Source organism: Bradyrhizobium sp., assembly GCF_017881085.1.
Taxonomy (GTDB): domain Bacteria; phylum Pseudomonadota; class Alphaproteobacteria; order Rhizobiales; family Xanthobacteraceae; genus Bradyrhizobium.
This window is the reverse complement of the sequence record NZ_JADGRI010000093.1, coordinates 1-16,562: the sequence shown is the minus strand read 5'-3', so window position 1 is coordinate 16,562 and position 16,562 is coordinate 1. Positions and strand designations below refer to the sequence as shown.

General features: G+C 63.4%; 15 protein-coding genes. 8 read left to right on the top strand and 7 right to left on the bottom strand.

Going from position 1 to position 16,562, the window contains the following annotated elements:
• From ccsA to ccmA, 3 genes are all read right to left on the bottom strand, one after another.
• Positions 1-215: cytochrome c biogenesis protein CcsA (gene ccsA / locus QZ213_RS11485; RefSeq protein ID WP_365885061.1), on the bottom strand; the 215-nt coding region annotated here is incomplete at its 3' end.
• 86 nt (positions 216-301) lie between these two features.
• Positions 302-967 carry a heme exporter protein CcmB gene (ccmB, locus tag QZ213_RS11480; RefSeq protein WP_291686186.1) on the bottom strand — a complete coding sequence of 222 codons (666 nt, stop codon included), beginning with the start codon at positions 965-967 and terminating at the stop codon, positions 302-304.
• Entirely contained in the window at positions 964-1,566 is a 603-nt protein-coding gene (ccmA, locus tag QZ213_RS11475; RefSeq protein ID WP_291686185.1) for a heme ABC exporter ATP-binding protein CcmA, read from the bottom strand. The genes ccmB and ccmA overlap by 4 nt, the downstream gene beginning before the upstream one ends.
• A 223-nt stretch (positions 1,567-1,789) precedes the next feature.
• On the opposite strand from ccmA, the gene acnA reads away from it, so the two are divergent.
• The 3 genes from acnA (at position 1,790) to QZ213_RS11460 (ending at position 6,350) form a co-directional block, all read left to right on the top strand.
• Complete coding sequence (gene acnA, locus QZ213_RS11470) at positions 1,790-4,510, top strand: aconitate hydratase AcnA (protein ID WP_291686184.1); 2,721 nt, start codon at positions 1,790-1,792, stop codon at positions 4,508-4,510.
• A 163-nt stretch (positions 4,511-4,673) separates the two neighbouring features.
• Positions 4,674-5,438 carry a DUF1223 domain-containing protein gene (locus QZ213_RS11465; RefSeq protein WP_291686183.1) on the top strand — a complete coding sequence of 255 codons (765 nt, stop codon included), beginning with the start codon at positions 4,674-4,676 and terminating at the stop codon, positions 5,436-5,438.
• 540 nt (positions 5,439-5,978) lie between these two features.
• Entirely contained in the window at positions 5,979-6,350 is a 372-nt protein-coding gene (locus tag QZ213_RS11460) for a DUF2794 domain-containing protein (protein WP_291686182.1), read from the top strand.
• Between the two features lie 72 nt (positions 6,351-6,422).
• Here the strand turns inward: QZ213_RS11460 and QZ213_RS11455 are convergent, their stop codons facing one another.
• The 4 genes from QZ213_RS11455 to QZ213_RS11440 form a co-directional block, all read right to left on the bottom strand.
• Entirely contained in the window at positions 6,423-6,953 is a 531-nt protein-coding gene (locus QZ213_RS11455) for a GNAT family N-acetyltransferase (protein ID WP_291686181.1), read from the bottom strand.
• An 86-nt stretch (positions 6,954-7,039) separates the two neighbouring features.
• A complete protein-coding gene (locus tag QZ213_RS11450) occupies positions 7,040-7,831 on the bottom strand; it encodes a Bax inhibitor-1/YccA family protein (protein ID WP_291686180.1) in 792 nt (263 codons plus the stop codon).
• A 293-nt stretch (positions 7,832-8,124) separates the two neighbouring features.
• Positions 8,125-10,689, bottom strand: coding sequence for an FtsX-like permease family protein (locus QZ213_RS11445; protein ID WP_291686188.1), 2,565 nt, complete (start codon positions 10,687-10,689; stop codon positions 8,125-8,127).
• Between the two features lie 29 nt (positions 10,690-10,718).
• Entirely contained in the window at positions 10,719-11,453 is a 735-nt protein-coding gene (locus tag QZ213_RS11440) for an ABC transporter ATP-binding protein (protein WP_291686179.1), read from the bottom strand.
• A 55-nt stretch (positions 11,454-11,508) separates the two neighbouring features.
• Here QZ213_RS11440 and QZ213_RS11435 point away from each other — a divergent pair, with 55 nt between their 5' ends.
• The 5 genes from QZ213_RS11435 to sucC all read left to right on the top strand — a co-directional run.
• Positions 11,509-12,150 (top strand): arylesterase, encoded by a 642-nt coding sequence (locus tag QZ213_RS11435; protein WP_291686187.1) that lies wholly within the window; start codon positions 11,509-11,511, stop codon positions 12,148-12,150.
• Between the two features lie 179 nt (positions 12,151-12,329).
• Positions 12,330-12,866, top strand: a complete 537-nt coding sequence (thpR, locus tag QZ213_RS11430; protein WP_291686178.1) for an RNA 2',3'-cyclic phosphodiesterase — start codon at positions 12,330-12,332, stop codon at positions 12,864-12,866.
• Positions 12,867-12,972: 106 nt separating this feature from the next.
• Complete coding sequence (gene zapE / locus QZ213_RS11425) at positions 12,973-14,157, top strand: cell division protein ZapE (protein WP_291686177.1); 1,185 nt, start codon at positions 12,973-12,975, stop codon at positions 14,155-14,157.
• Positions 14,158-14,400: 243 nt separating this feature from the next.
• Positions 14,401-15,369, top strand: a complete 969-nt coding sequence (gene mdh, locus QZ213_RS11420; protein ID WP_291686176.1) for a malate dehydrogenase — start codon at positions 14,401-14,403, stop codon at positions 15,367-15,369.
• 141 nt (positions 15,370-15,510) lie between these two features.
• A partial coding sequence (gene sucC / locus QZ213_RS11415) for an ADP-forming succinate--CoA ligase subunit beta (protein WP_291686175.1) occupies positions 15,511-16,562 on the top strand: 1,052 nt, incomplete at its 3' end.

The window sequence follows — 16,562 nt, the reverse complement described above, 5'->3', positions numbered from 1 at the left end:
CTCATCACGCCCCAGACGAACATCGACAGCCACGCATTCGGCACGTGGATGAACATGATCTTCACCGTGGCGCCCTGCTGGTAGTCGTCCGGGGCCATGGCCGATTGGTAGAGACCGATCAACAGCAGGATGGCGGTTGCGCCCGCCAGCCATGGCAAGACCCGCGCGGTCAGCGTCAGGAACCGGGTAGGGTTGGCGAGATCGATCAGCGTCATGGCACCCTGTTAATGGTCGCGGCCGTCGGAGGCAATCAGCATGAATGCGCTCCGCGAGAGTTGATCGAGGTCAACTTCTCGCCAGATCAATCCAGCCCGTGCCGCAGGCTGGCCGCGGCCGCGAACGGCCCGATGACGAAACTGATCAGCGACAACGCGCACAGGATCGAAAATGGCGCGCCGAACGACAATCCTGATATCGCGGCCTGCGAGGCGGCGACGCCGAAGATCAGCACCGGGATCGACAGCGGCAGCACCAGTACCGCCAGCAACAGTCCGCCGCGATGCAGCGTCACGGCCAGGGCGGCGCCGATCATGCCGGTAAAGGTCAGCGCCGGTGTTCCCGCCAGCAGCGTCAGGGCGACCGCCGAGGTCGAGAGCGCATCGAGGTTCAACAGCAGCCCCAACACGGGGGTGGCGATCACCAGCGGCAGTCCGGCGGCCAGCCAGTGCGCCAGCGCCTTGGCGGCGCAGGCGAGTTCCAGCGGCGTGCGGCCCATCACGATCAGGTCGAGCGAGCCGTCGTCATGGTCGGCCGTGAACAGCCGGTCGAGGGTGAGCAGGCTTGCCAAGAGCGCGCCGAGCCAGAGGATGGCCGGTCCCAGCCGCGTCAGCAAAGCGAGATCGGGGCCTACCGCGAACGGCATCAGCACCACCACGGTAAGAAAGAACAGCACGCCAATCAGCGCGCCGCCGCCGACCCGCAGCGCGATCTTGATGTCCCGGCGAATCAGGGCGGCAAGCGCGGTCATGACACGCTCCCGATCCGCAATTCGCGTGCGGCAATCCCTAACGGCGCGTGGGTGGCGGCGACGATCAGGCCGCCGCCCTTGAGATGGTCGCCCATCAGGCGCGCAAACATGCTTTGGCCGGCGACATCGAGCGCGTTGGTGGGCTCGTCCAGCAGCCAGACCGGCCGACGGACCGTGAGCAGCCGGGCGATCGAGAGCCGCCGGCGCTGGCCGGCCGACAGATAGGCCGCGGGCAAGTCAACTGCATGATCGAGCCCGACCGCGGAAAGGCTCTCCCGGCTGTCCGAGGGCTCGCCGCCGAGAAAATCCCGCCAGAAGGCGAGGTTTTCGATCACGCTGAGCGCGGGCTTCAGCGCGTCGCGGTGGCCGAGGTAATGGGCCTGTTCGGGCAATGTCAGCTCGGCCTCGCCGCCTTCGAGGCCGATCGATCCCTCTGCGATCGCCAACAGGCCCGCGATCATCCGCAACAGCGAGGTTTTGCCCGATCCATTGGCGCCGATAATGGCCAGCGCCTCGCCCGCAGAGGCCTCGAAATCGAGGTCCGAGAACACGTCCCGGCCGCCCCGCACACACCTGACGCCACGTCCCGAGAGCCGCATTTTGCCCCTTTTAGCCCTCTGGAAATTGATGGGTACCGCAGCAGAATTTATGGGTGACGCAACGCTGCGGGACGATTGTCGGTGTGGCGGTGCCACTGGAATGATTCTATAAGCCGGAACTTGATGCAGCACACAATCGGTGTCTGCAAGCCATCAGGCCAGCCCTTGCTGACGGTGCTTAAATACCCTCGCCGGGTATAACTGACAATTGGGAATTCCTCATATGACCTCGCTCGACAGCTTCAAAAGCCAGAAGACCCTCAAGGTCGGCGCCAAGACCTACGTCTATTACAGCCTGCCCGCCGCCGAGAAGAACGGTCTGAAGGGAATCTCCAAGCTGCCCTATTCGATGAAGGTGCTCCTGGAGAACCTGCTGCGCAACGAAGATGGCCGCACCGTCAAGAAGGAAGACATCGTCGCGGTCTCGAAGTGGATGAGGAAGCGCAAGCTCGAGCATGAAATCGCATTCCGCCCGGCGCGGGTGCTGATGCAGGACTTCACCGGCGTGCCCGCGGTGGTCGATCTCGCGGCAATGCGCAACGCCATGCAGGCGCTCGGCGGTGACGCGGAGAAGATCAATCCGCTGGTGCCGGTCGACCTCGTCATCGACCACTCTGTGATCGTGAACTTCTTCGGCGACAACAAGGCGTTCGGCAAGAACGTGGCCGAGGAATACAAGCAGAACCAGGAACGCTACGAATTCCTGAAATGGGGCCAGAAGGCGTTCTCGAATTTCTCCGTGGTGCCGCCCGGCACCGGCATCTGCCATCAGGTCAATCTCGAATACCTCGCCCAGACGGTGTGGACCCGCAAGGAGAAGATGACGGTCGGCAAGAAGAAGGGCACCTTCGAGGTCGCCTATCCGGATTCGCTGGTCGGTACCGATTCGCACACCACCATGGTCAACGGCCTGGCCGTGCTCGGATGGGGCGTCGGCGGCATCGAGGCGGAAGCCTGCATGCTCGGCCAGCCGCTGTCGATGCTGCTGCCGGAAGTGATCGGCTTCAAGCTCAAGGGGCAATTGAAGGAAGGCGTCACCGCCACCGATCTCGTGCTGACGGTCACGCAAATGCTGCGCAAGCAGGGCGTCGTCGGAAAATTCGTGGAATTCTACGGCCCCGGTCTCGACCATCTTTCGGTGGCGGACAAGGCGACCATCGGCAATATGGCGCCGGAATACGGCGCGACCTGCGGCTTCTTCCCGGTCGATGCCGAGACCATCGATTATCTCAAGACCTCCGGCCGCAAGTCGGACCGCGTCGCGCTGGTGATCGCCTACGCCAAGGCGCAGGGTCTGTTCCGCACCGCCAAATCGGCCGATCCGGTCTTCACCGAAAAGCTGGTCCTCGATCTCGCCGACGTCGTGCCCTCGATGGCCGGACCGAAGCGCCCCGAAGGCCGCGTCGCGCTGCCCGCGGTCGCCGAAGGCTTTTCCGCGGCGATGACCAGCGAATACAAGAAGGCCGCCGATGCCTCGACGCGCTATCCGGTCGAGAACCGCAATTTCGATCTCGGCCATGGCGACGTGGTGATCGCGGCGATTACTTCCTGCACCAACACCTCCAATCCGAGCGTGCTGATCGGCGCGGGACTTTTGGCCCGCAACGCCGCCGCCAAGGGCCTGACCGCGAAGCCCTGGGTGAAAACCTCGCTGGCGCCCGGTAGCCAGGTGGTCGCGGAATATCTCGCCAATTCAGGCCTGCAGCTCGAGCTCGACAAGGTCGGCTTCAACCTGGTCGGCTTCGGCTGCACCACCTGTATCGGCAACTCCGGCCCGCTGCCGGAAGATATTTCGAAGTCGATCAACGACAACGGCATCGTCGCGGCCGCCGTGCTGTCGGGTAACCGCAATTTCGAAGGCCGTGTCAGCCCCGACGTGCAGGCCAATTATCTGGCCTCGCCGCCGCTGGTCGTGGCCTATGCGCTGGCGGGGACGGTGACCAGGAATCTGGCCGTAGAGCCGATCGGCAACGGCAAGGACGGCAAGCCGGTGTATCTCAAGGATATCTGGCCGACGACCAAGGAGATCAACGCGTACATGAAGAAATTCGTGACCGCGTCGATCTTCAAGAAGCGCTACGCCGACGTGTTCAAGGGCGACACCAACTGGCGCAAGATCAAGACCGTGGAGAGCGAGACCTATCGCTGGAACATGAGTTCGACCTATGTGCAGAACCCTCCCTATTTCGAGGGCATGAAGAAAGAGCCGGAGCCGATCGTCGATGTGGTCGATGCACGGATTCTGGCGATGTTCGGCGACAAGATCACCACCGACCATATTTCGCCGGCCGGCTCGATCAAGCTGACCTCGCCCGCCGGAAAATATCTCTCCGAGCATCAGGTGCGTCCGGCCGACTTCAATCAATACGGCACGCGGCGCGGCAATCATGAAATCATGATGCGCGGCACATTCGCCAATATCCGCATCAAGAACTTCATGCTGAAGGGCGCCGATGGCAATATTCCGGAGGGCGGCCTTACCAAGCACTGGCCCGACGGCGAACAGATGTCGATCTACGAAGCCGCGATGAAGTATCAGGCCGAGCAGGTGCCGCTGGTGGTTTTCGCCGGTGCCGAATACGGCAACGGATCGTCACGCGACTGGGCCGCGAAGGGAACGCGGCTGCTCGGCGTTCGCGCCGTGATCTGCCAGAGCTTCGAGCGCATCCATCGCTCCAACCTCGTCGGCATGGGCGTGCTGCCGCTGACCTTCGAGGACGGCGCGTCCTGGCAGTCGATCGGCATGAAGGGCGATGAGAAGGTGACGATCCGGGGCTTGCAGGGCGACCTGAAGCCGCGCCAGAAGCTGACGGCGGAGATCGTTTCCGGCGACGGTTCGCTGCAGCGGGTTTCGCTGCTTTGCCGGATCGATACGCTGGACGAGCTCGACTACTATCGAAACGGCGGCATCCTGCATTACGTGCTGCGCAAACTAGCGGCATGATGCGCCTTGCGATCGATGGCTCACTGCGAAGTGAGTAGCGGCTAAAGGGGAGGCGGCCTATGAAAGGGCCGCCTTCTCGCGTTCGAAGGCAGGGTTCGGGGCCGGTATCAGGGACGGTAAAAGTGTTAACGGCAACGATGCGTAAGGGTTTTCGGTTTCCAGCATGACAGCGATGACGACCTATAATTTGATTTCGCGATGGTCGGGTGCGCTTGGCGTCTGCGCGATTGTCGCCATCATCCGTCCGGCCCATGCCGACCCGCGCGCGGTGGTCGAGCTGTTCACGTCGCAAGGATGCTCGTCATGCCCGCCCGCCGACAAGATTCTCGGTGAGCTCGCCAGGGATCCGTCGGTGATCGCGATCAGCATGCCGATCGATTACTGGGATTATCTGGGCTGGAAGGATACGCTGGCGGATGCGCGCTTCAGCGCCCGCCAGAAAGCCTATTCCCAGGTGCGCGGCGATCGCGAGGTTTACACACCGCAAGCCATCGTCAATGGATCGGTACATGTGATCGGCAGCGACCGCGCCGGCATCGAGAGCGCCATCAACACCACCAAGAAGACCGATGGCGTCATGTCGGTACCGGTGACGATGACGCAGTCCGGCAAAGAAATTAATGTTTCGGTCGCGGCCTCCAGCCAGGCGCCGGCGGCGATGCACGGCGAAGTCTGGATCTGCTCGATCTCGAAGGCGGTGCCGATCTCGATCGGTCGTGGCGAGAATGGTGGTCGGCAGGTCACCTATCACAATGTGGTACGCAACCTGCTCAAGGTGGGCGACTGGAATGGAACCGCAGGCAACTGGACGGTGCCGCTGGAGAATATTTCCCGCGAGGGCGTCGACGGCGCGGTGGTCTATGTGCAGGACGGAAGCCACGACAGTCCCGGCGCGATGTTAGGGGCGGCCTTCACCACGCTGCACTGAGTTCCTCTTTTTTGGTTTTTCATTCGCAGGATGTGGCGACCGGCGGGTTGCCCGGGTTCGGCAATATCATTCGCTCGATCGCGGTTATGAATTCCGGCCTCGCTCCTCTTGCTCGCGCCCCGGAGTGACGACCTCCGTGGACGAGAGCACTTCGCGCAAGGCCGATTGCGCCGACACCCCCAAAACAAAAAGGACCAACTCTCGTTGGCCCAGGGTGGGGAAATCTGGCTGCGAACAGGCCCGATCCTGACGACCCCGGGGGGCTGGGGGCTGAGGAATCCGGAATCGAAAGGACCGGGCCAACGCAGAGATTATCTTGTCGCAATCCAGCAGGGCGGGCGCTTGGCGGAAGTAGGGCGGTATTATGATTCCGCTAACGATCCCGTGACGGCCCGGACGTGCAATTTCGCGTGGGTTTTCGGCCGGCCGGGTCGCGCGGGGGCCATCGGTCGGGCGCCAATATTGACGCACCCGCCACGGCCCTCTTGCAGCCGTGCGCCGTTGGCGCGATCATGTCGTTCAAATGACAGGAGGCGCTCCATGAGTTCGATGTCGGAGGAAGCCGATCCAAGCGAGGTTCGCGCAGCGGCGCGCATCGCCGCTGCGGGTCCATTGCCAAGCCGGGTGACGTTCAATCGCTTTGAGCTCAGTCGTATCCTGAATCTGTATGGGCGCATGGTCGCCGATGGCGAGTGGCGCGACTATGCCATCGATTTCCTCAGGGATCGCGCGGTGTTCTCGGTGTTCCGCCGAGCGTCGGAAGTGCCGATCTACCGCATCGAAAAAGATCCGCGGCTCGCGCGCAAGCAGGGCATTTACAGCGTGATCTCGGCAAGCGGGCTGATCCTGCGCCGCGGCCACGAGCTCGACCGCGTGCTGCTGGTGATCGATCGCAAGCTGGCGGTGGTCTAGCCGTCATCCCGGGTTCGCGCTTCGCGCGTCCCGGAATGACGTAAGAGCAACGATCGCTACGCCGCGCAGAACTCAGCGGGCCGGCAGCGTGTTGCCGCCGCCGCCGAGCGCACGCTGCATCATCACGGTGTCGAGCCAGCGGCCGAACTTGAAGCCGACATTGGGGTGGGTGCCGATCATCTGGAACCCGCATTTGGCATGCACGCTGATCGATCCGGCGTTGGCGGAATCGCCGATCACCGCGATCATCTGCCGGTAGCCGCGCGCCTCCGATTCCGCGATCAGCCTCTGCAGCAATCGCAGGCCGATGCCGCGCCGGTGGATCGCGGGCTGAAGGTAGATCGAGTTCTCCACGGTGAAGCGATAGGCCGGGCGCGGCCGGTAGGCGCCCGCATAGGCATATCCGACCACGCGGCCTTCGAGGACCGCAACGAAATAGGGAAAGCCGCCGTCCATCAGCACGCCGAAGCGCCGCGTCATCTCGGCGAGATCCGGCGGGATCAGCTCGAACGTCGCGGTACCGTAACGGACCGCGTGCTCGTAGATATCGGCAATGCAGGGCAGGTCGGCCGCGATCGTGGGCCTGATTTCGAGCGAGCGCATGGCCGACAGGTTATTTTTGCTTTGGCCAAAAGAAAAGCCCCGGCCGCAAAGCCGGGGCTTTTAATTTGTCCGCTGGGATCAGGCGATCAGTCGCGCTGACCGAGCAGCTGCAAGAGCAGCGTGAACAGGTTGATGAAGTTCAGATAGAGCGACAGCGCACCGAGGATGGACGCGCGTTCCGCCACGACACCGCCCTGCGAGGCGTAGCCGTAGATGTAGTCGTTCTTCAGCCGCTGGGTGTCATAGGCGGTGAGGCCCGCGAACACCAGCACGCCGATCACCGAGACGAAGAACTGGAGCATCGAGCTGGCGAGGATGAGATTGACCAGGCTCGCGATCACGATGCCGATCAGGCCCATGAACAGGAACGATCCCATTCCGCTCATGTCACGCTTGGTGGTGTAGCCGTAGAGGCTGAGCGCGCCGAAGGTGGCCGCGGTGATGAAGAACACCCGCACGATCGAGGTGTGCGTATACACCAGGAAGATCGATGACAGCGAAATGCCCATCAGCGCCGAGAACGCCCAGAACAGCATCTGCGCCATCGCCGGCTGCAGCCGGTTGATGCCGGCCGAGATCACGAACACCATGGCGAGCGGCGCCAGGATGAACAACCATTTCAGGGGGCTCACGAACATCGCGTAGCCGAACGGCGTCAGGAAGGCGTTGCCGATCTTGGCCGCGGCGCCGGACGGATCGTTGGTCACCGCCGCCATATAGACACCGAGCGCGGCGAGGCCGGTGATGGCCAGGCCGATGCTCATGTAGTTGTAGATGCGCAGCATGTAGGCGCGCAGACCGGCGTCGACCGTCGCGGCGTCAACGCGCCCGGCGGCCCGGCCGAAAGGAGAAGCATAATTGCGGTCTAGGTCCGACATGGTCGAATTCCCGTTGGTTGGTCCGGCGGTGCGCAAGGGTTTGCGTCGCCGGCTAAATCTATCCCAGATACCGCCATCTGCTGACATTAATTTTGCGTCATCAAACGGCGTCTGACCCGACTGGTATGTGGGAAACTAGCACATGCACCGCAAGCTTCCATGCGCGGCTGAATGTCGCTCCGCAGGCTGAATTCCCCGGTCGGAGCGGATATGGGGGCCGTGAGTTGGCCCGCTACGGGATTTGGATCGTATCGGTCATCTTAACCACGCTGGGTGCGGGCGGTATGAATTTTTCATAAATTTCGCAGCACGGTTGCCGGCTTCTGGTTCAGGGCCAGCAGCGTGCCGGCGAGCCCCAGTCCCACCGTGACGACAAGCGCCGCCGCGACCACGGCCGTGGCGCTGCCGGCCTGCCAGACGAAGCTCAGCGTCATCAGCCGGGTCACGATCAGCCAGGCCGCGATGGAACCTGCGATCACGCCGAAAACGGCGGTTGCAAAGCCGATCATCAGGTATTCAAGCGCATAGGCACCAAGCAGCCGGGCGCGAGTGGCGCCCAGGGTCTTGAGAATGACCGCGTCATAGACCCGATGGCGATGGCCGGCCGCGAGCGCGCCGCCCAGCACCAGAATGGCCGAGATCAAGGTCACCGCACTGGCCCCGCGGATCGCCAGCACCAGATTGGTGACGACGGTGCCGATGGTTTCCAGGGCCTCGCGGACCCGTACGCTCGTCACCATGGGGAAGGCGTCGGCGACCGCCTTGATGATCCTGGCGTCGCCGGCGGAATCCGGATGGGTCTCGGTCAATGTCGCGATATGAGTGTGCGGCGCACCCTTGAAGGCGTTGGGCGAGAACACCAGCACGAAATTGATGCCGAGGCTTTGCCAGTCGACGGTGCGCAGATTGCCGATCTCGGCCGGGATATCGCGGCCGAGCACGTTGACGACGATCTCATCGCCGATCTTCAGTCCGAGCCCGTCGGCGATCTTCTTCTCCATCGAGACCAGCGGCGGGCCGCTATAATCGACGCCCCACCATTGGCCTTCGACGATTTTCGAGCCTTTCGGGATCTCACCGGTATAGGTCAGGCCGCGATCGCTCTGCAGCACCCATTCGCTGTCGGTCGAGGCCTTGAGGTCTTCGGCCTTGACGCCGCGGGCAGAAACGATCCGCCCGCGCAGCATCGGCACGTCCTCGACGGTTGATTCCGGCGCGGTGTTCTTGAGGAATTCGCCGAAGCGGCCGGCCTCATTGGTGGGAATATCGATGAAATAGAACGACGGCGCCCGCTCCGGCAGCGCCGCCATGAATTGCCGCCGCAGATTGCCGTCGATCTGGGTGATCGTGACCAGTACCGCCAGTCCAAGACCGAGCGACATCACCACCGACGGCGTCAACGCACCGGGCCGGTGGATATTGGCGATCGCCAGCCGCAGCATGGTGAAGCGGCTGCGTGGCAGCCGTCGCGCCACCGCCATCAGGCCGGCCGCGATGCCGCGCAACAGCGCGAATACCGCGATCGAGGACACGACGAACGCTGCCGCGACGCGCTTGTCATAGGCGAGCCCGATCACGACGGCGACCAACAGCGCGATCACCACCGCCATCAGCGCGAGGTAGCGCCAGCGCGGGCGATGCCATTCGCTGGTCACCGCTTCGCGGAACAGCGCCGCCACCGGCACGTCATGCACCCGGCCGAGCGGCCACAGCCCGAAGGCGAGTGCGGTCAGAAGGCCATAGACGAACGACAGAGCGAGTTCGTCTGCGTGCAGCGCCGGCACCACCGGCAGCGGCAGGAGCTTGCCGAATACGCCGACGATGATGAAAGGCAGCGCGGCTCCGGCGGCCAATCCGATCGCCGAGCCGATCCCGGCGAGCAGGATCACTTGCGTGAGGTAGATCGTGAAGACGTCGCGGCCGGTGGCGCCAAGCGCCTTGAAGGCCGCGATGACGTCGCGGCGGCGGTCGATATGGCTCTTGACCGCGTTGGCGACGCCGACGCCGCCGACCAGGAGCGCAGCGAGGCCGACCAAAGTGAGGAACTGGGTGAAACGGCCGATGGTGCGCTCGAGCTGCGGTGAGGCGTTGCTGCGGCTGCGGATCTCCCAGCCGGCCTCGGGCAATACATGTCTGACATCATCGATCAGCGCGGTGGCGGCGCGATCGTCCGTCGCGTTGTCAGGCAGTTTTACCCGATAGATCCACCGCACCAGGCTGCCGGGCTGCAGCAATCCGGTGGCGCGCAGGCCGGCTTCGCTGATCAGGAAACGCGGACCGAGACCGACGCCGCCGGCGAGCTTGTCCGGCTCGGCGTTAACGACGCTGCGGATCTCAAAGCTGGCACTGCCGATGCTGATGCGGTCGCCGATTTTCAGATCGAGCCGTGCCAGCAGCGTGGAATCGGCCGCCGCACCGAACGCGGCGTCACGCTCGGCCAGCAGATCGGCGACCGGCAGTTTCGGTTCCAGCGTCAATTCGCCCAGCATCGGGTAGGCGCCATCGACCGCCTTGAGCTCGACCAATGCCAGCCGGCCGTCGCCCGTGCGCGCCATCGCGCGCAGCGTCGCCGCCACCGTCAGCTGTCCGCGCGAGCGCAGAAACGCGACTTCGTCCGGTCTGGCTTCGCGCTGAATCAGGGAGAAGGCGACGTCGCCGCCGAGCAGCGTGCGGCCTTCTCGCGCCAGTCCCTCGCTGAGGCTGGCCGCGACCGAGCCGACGCCGGCAATGGCCATCACGCCGAGCGCGATACAGGCGATGAAGACATAGAAGCCGCGCAGGCCCCCGCGCAATTCGCGAAGGGCAAAGCGCAGCGCAAGAAATGAGCTACGGCCGCCTCGAACGGGCCCGGAAGTCATGGTGCCGTGAATGGGTTCGGAGGTAACGGTCATGAAACGGCTTTGTGGTCCGCGCCTTGTCTGTCGATCCGGCCGGAACGCAGCCGCACCACGCGATCGCAGCGCTGCGCCAGCGAGCTGTCATGGGTGACCAAAACCAGCGTCATGCCGCGCTCGGCGTGCTTGGTAAACAGGAGATCGACGATCTGCTTGCCGGTAGCCTCATCGAGATTGCCGGTGGGCTCGTCCGCCACCAGGATGGCGGGATCGGGAGCCAGCGCGCGTGCCAGCGCGACGCGCTGCTGCTCGCCACCCGACAATTGCATGGGATAGTGATGCAGGCGGTCGCCGAGGCCGACCGAGTTGAGTTCCTGCGCCGCGCGCCGCGCCGCATCGGGATTACCGGCGAGCTCCAGCGGCACCGCGACATTTTCCAGCGCCGTCATGGTCGGGATCAGATGGAAGGACTGGAACACGATGCCGACCTGGCGGCCGCGAAACCGCGCCAGCGCGTCCTCGTCAAGAGCATTGAAAGGGGTGCCGCCCACCACCACCTCTCCGCTGTCGGGACGCTCCAGTCCCGCCATCACCATCAGAAGCGTGGATTTCCCGGATCCCGATGGCCCGATCAGCCCGATGGCTTCCCCCGGCGCCACGCGCAGGCTGATATCTTTCAGGATATGAACGCGCGCAGCTCCCGAGCCGAGCGAGAGATTAACGTTCGAGATGGAAATGGTGTCCGGCTCAACACCGGCGATTGAAGAGGGTTCGATGAGACTGTCCATGGCTCGGTCATATGGCACTTCCGCCCGCGCGGTCGAGGGGCGGGCGCGGATGTTCGTGCACATACTCGTGTTGGGCGTGGTTTTGATGACGGCATGGACAGGCTTTGCCGAGGCCCAGGCCGACGCCACGCCGATCAAGATGGTTGTATTGGGTGATTCCCTGAGCGCGGGCCTTGGCCTGTCGGCCACGGCGGCATTCCCGGAGCGGCTTGAAAAAACCTTGGAATCCAAGGGTATAGCGGTCGATATTGTCAATGCCGGGGTGTCCGGCGATACCAGCTCAGGCGGCCGCGACCGGCTCGACTGGTCGGTGCCTGACGGTACCCGGGCGGTGATCCTGGAACTCGGCGCCAACGACGCCCTGCGCGGCACCGATCCCGCGGTCACCCGATCGGCTTTATCCGACATTCTGGCCCGGCTGAAGGGGCGCGGAATCGCGGTGTTGTTGTGCGGCATGATCGCGCCGCCGAATTACGGCAGCGACTATTCGGCGCGGTTCAACGCGATCTATCCCGATCTCGCCAAATCCTTCGGAGTGCCGCTGTATCCGTTTTTCCTGGAGGGCGTCGCCGGTGACGCCAAGCTCAATCAGGCGGACGGCATGCATCCGACGGCGGAGGGCGTCGACGTGATCGTGAAAAATATTCTGCCCACGGTGCAGGCATTTCTCGGCACGCTAAGCGGGCAACGCAGTTGAAAGTTGGGCAGCACTAACCCTAACTCCGTGTTTTCCCGGAAGCTTTCCGATCTGTTAACGCCGACCGCTTCGCAGAGTCACATAACTACGGTAGAAATTAGTGATCGGTGATTCGTCACCGGGCTTGTTACAGGGCGCGATCTTTCGCAAGATCATGCCTCAGCATCGGAGTCACGCTGATGCCGCGTTTGTTCACGGGACTGGAAATTCCGGCCGAAATCGGCCAGACGCTTTCCAATTTGCGGGGCGGCCTTCCCGGCGCCCGCTGGATCGACCCCGAAAATTATCACGTCACCCTGCGCTTCATCGGCGATATCGACGGCATCGCGGCCAACGAAATCGCCTCGCTGCTGTTTCGGATCAACCGCAAGCCGTTCGAGGTTGCCGTGCAGGGGCTCTCGAGCTTCGGCGGAAAGAAACCGCGCGCGGTGGTGGCTCAGGTGGTGCCGAGCCGGCCGCTGATCGAGCTGCAGGCCGAGCTCGAGCGGCTGATGCAGCGGATCGGGCTCGATCCCGAGGGACGCAAATTTACACCGCACGTAACGCTGGCACGGCTGCGCGACGCCTCCAACCAGGACGTTGCCGATTATCTGTCGGTGCGCGGCTATTTCCCGACCCGGGTTTTCACGGCCTCGCGCTTCGTGCTGTTCTCGTCGCGGGCCACCACCGGCGGCGGTCCCTATGTTGTCGAGGATTCCTACGCGCTGAGCGCGTGAAGGCGAGGGCCACCCATACGCATAGGTGACTGAGGGAACCACGCGCATGGCCGCTGCACCAATTCTTGGCTTGCATTTTCCGTCCTGTTGAGGCCGAAAGGGGGCCATGCTTTCTCCCCCATCCGCCTCGTTCAGCGCCCATTATCAGGCCCTCGTTTCCTCCGGCGCGATCGAGCCCGACGCAGCGCAGGAGGAGGCCGCCGAGGCACTGGCCGATCTCGAGCAGCGGCTTTCGAACTACAAGCCGCTCCGCAAGCAGGGCCTGCTCGGCCGGCTGTTTGCCGACAAGGACGAGCTGCCGCCGCGCGGCCTCTACATTCACGGCGAAGTCGGCCGCGGCAAGACCATGCTGATGGACCTGTTCTTCCAGCACAGTTCGGTGACGCACAAGCGCCGCGCCCATTTCCACGAATTCATGGCCGAGGTGCACGAGCGGATCTACGGCTATCGCCAGAATATCGCGCGCGGCGAGATCGGCGACGGCGACGTGATCGCGCTCACCGCGGCGTCGATCTTCGACGAAGCCTGGCTTTTGTGCTTCGACGAATTTCATGTCACCGACATCGCGGATGCGATGATCCTGGGACGGCTGTTCAAGAAGCTGTTCGAGCTCGGCACCGTGGTGGTGGCGACCTCCAACGTCGCGCCCGAGGATCTCTACAAAGGCGGGCTGAACCGGGCGCTGTTCTTGCCCTTCATCGCGCAGATCTCCGATCATATGGATGTGCTGCGGCTCGATGCCCGCACCGATTTCCGGCTGGAAAAGCTCGCCGGCGTGAAGATGTGGCTGGTGCCGGCGGACAGCGCCGCCGACGCCGCGCTCGACAAGGCCTGGGCCAGGATGACTGGCAATGCCAAGTGCAAGTCGCGGGATATTTCGATCAAGGGCCGCGTGCTGCACGTGCCGTGCTCGGCGGACGGCGTCGCGCGTTTTTCCTTCGCGGATCTGTGTGAACAGCCGCTCGGGGCGTCCGACTACCTGCGGCTCGCGCATGACTATCATACCATCATGGTCGACCGCATTCCGGTCATGGACTACCCCGAGCGCAACGCCGCCAAGCGCTTCATCACGCTGATCGACACGCTCTATGACAACGCGGTGAAGCTGATGGCCACCGCCGAGGCCGATCCGCTGTCGCTGTATCTGGCGACCGAGGGCCATGAGGCGAACGAGTTCAAGCGCACCTCCTCGCGGCTGATCGAGATGAGCGCGGAATCCTATCTGGCTCTGCCCCACGGCCACAAGGATTCCGTGGCCAGCGGCTCCAGCACCGGGTTGGTGGAGACGTGAAGCGAGCCATTCCGGGGCGCGCGCGTCAGCGCGAACCCGGAATCTCGGGATTCCCCGATGTGCAATTCCACATCTGAGGCCTGGTCCTTCGGAGCTTCCCGGAATGACGCGGGCGGTCTGATCGAAATCAAGGCAGGGGCTGACAATTGAGCATAGCCTGACTTGAACGGGTCGGTCGAAAGGGATAACCAGCCGTCCAGCTTCTTCCTACTCTCCTCCTTGACCTTCAAAGGACAGATTTCCATGGCGCGCGACAAGATTGCTTTGATTGGCTCCGGTCAGATCGGCGGCACGTTGGCTCACCTCATCGGCCTGAAGGAACTGGGCGATGTCGTGATGTTCGATATCGCCGAGGGCGTGCCGCAAGGCAAATCGCTCGATATCGCGCAATCCTCGCCGGTCGACGGCTTCGACGCGCATTTCACCGGCGCCAATTCCTATGAGGCGCTGGACAACGCGAAGGTCTGCATCGTCACCGCCGGCGTGCCGCGCAAGCCCGGCATGAGCCGCGACGATCTCCTGAGCATCAATCTCAAGGTCATGGAGCAGGTCGGCGCCGGCATCAAGAAATATGCTCCCGACGCCTTCGTCATCTGCATCACCAACCCGCTCGATGCCATGGTGTGGGCGCTGCAGAAGGCCTCCGGCATGCCGCACAAGAAGGTGGTGGGCATGGCGGGCGTGCTGGATTCCTCGCGCTTCCGCTATTTCCTGGCGGACGAATTCAACGTCTCGGTCGAAGACGTCACCGCCTTCGTGCTGGGCGGCCATGGCGACACCATGGTGCCGCTGGTGCGCTATTCCACGGTGGCGGGCATTCCCTTGCCCGACCTGGTCAAGATGGGCTGGACCTCGCAGGCGCGGATCGACGAGATCGTCGACCGCACCCGCAATGGCGGCGCCGAGATCGTCAACCTCCTGAAGACCGGTTCGGCGTTCTATGCGCCGGCGGCCTCGGCGATCGCGATGGCCGAGAGCTATCTCAAGGACAAGAAGCGGGTGCTGCCCTGCGCCGCCTACCTCAACGGCGAATACGGCGTGAAGGACATGTACGTCGGCGTGCCCGTCGTGATCGGTTCGAAGGGTGTCGAGCGCATTGTCGAGATCGAACTGGCCGGCAAGGACCGCGAAGCATTCGACAAGTCGGTCGGTGCGGTGCAGGGTCTGGTCGACGCCTGCAAGAAGATCGCGCCCGATCTGCTTGGCCGCTGATCGCAGTTTTGTTTCGTGCTCCGTTTTCCGGGGTCACAAGCATTCCAAAGCGGTTTGAATTGGCGTGTGGTATATGGTATACCAACCGCAAAACCGATGTGAATTCCAAAATTCACCGCATGAGGGTTCGGGGAACGTCCAATGAACATCCATGAATACCAGGCCAAGGCGCTGCTGCACGAATTCGGCGTGCCGATCTCGAAGGGCGTGCCGGTGCTGCGGCAGGCCGATTCGGACGCTGCCGCAAAAACGCTTCCTGGCCCGGTCTGGGTGGTTAAGAGCCAGATCCACGCCGGCGGCCGCGGCAAAGGCAAGTTCAAGGAGGCGTCCGCTGGCGACAAGGGCGGCGTGCGCATCGCCAAGTCGGTTGCCGAGGTCAATGACTACGTCAAGCAGATGCTGGGCGCGACGCTGGTCACGGTGCAGACCGGCCCCGCCGGCAAGCAGGTCAACCGGATCTACATCGAGGAAGGCTCCGACATCGAGAAGGAGTTTTATCTGTCGATCCTGGTCGACCGCGAAACCTCGGAAGTGTCGTTCGTGGTCTCCACCGAAGGCGGCGTCAATATCGAGGACGTCGCGCATTCGACGCCGGAGAAGATCGTGACCTTTTCGGTCGATCCGGCGACCGGCATCATGGCGCACCATGGCCGCACCGTCGCGAAGGCGCTGAAGCTGTCCGGCGATCTCGCCAAGCAAGCGGAAAAGCTGGTGACGCAGCTCTACAACGCCTTCGTCGGCAAGGACATGGCGATGCTGGAGATCAACCCGCTGGTCGTTACCAAGCAGGGCCTCCTGCGGGTGCTCGACGCCAAAGTGTCGTTCGACGACAACGCGCTGTTCCGTCATCCCGAGGTTGCGGCGCTGCGCGACGAGACCGAGGAAGACGCCAAGGAAATCGAGGCCTCGAAATACGATCTCAACTATGTCACGCTCGACGGCAATATCGGCTGCATGGTCAATGGCGCCGGCCTTGCCATGGCGACCATGGACATCATCAAGCTCTACGGCATGTCGCCCGCGAACTTCCTCGACGTCGGCGGCGGCGCCGACAAGGCCAAGGTCACGGCCGCCTTCAAGATCATCACCGCCGATCCCAATGTGAAGGGCATCCTGATCAACATCTTCGGCGGCATCATGAAATGCGACATCATCGCCGAGGGCGTGGTCGCCGCGGTGAAGGAAGTCGGCCT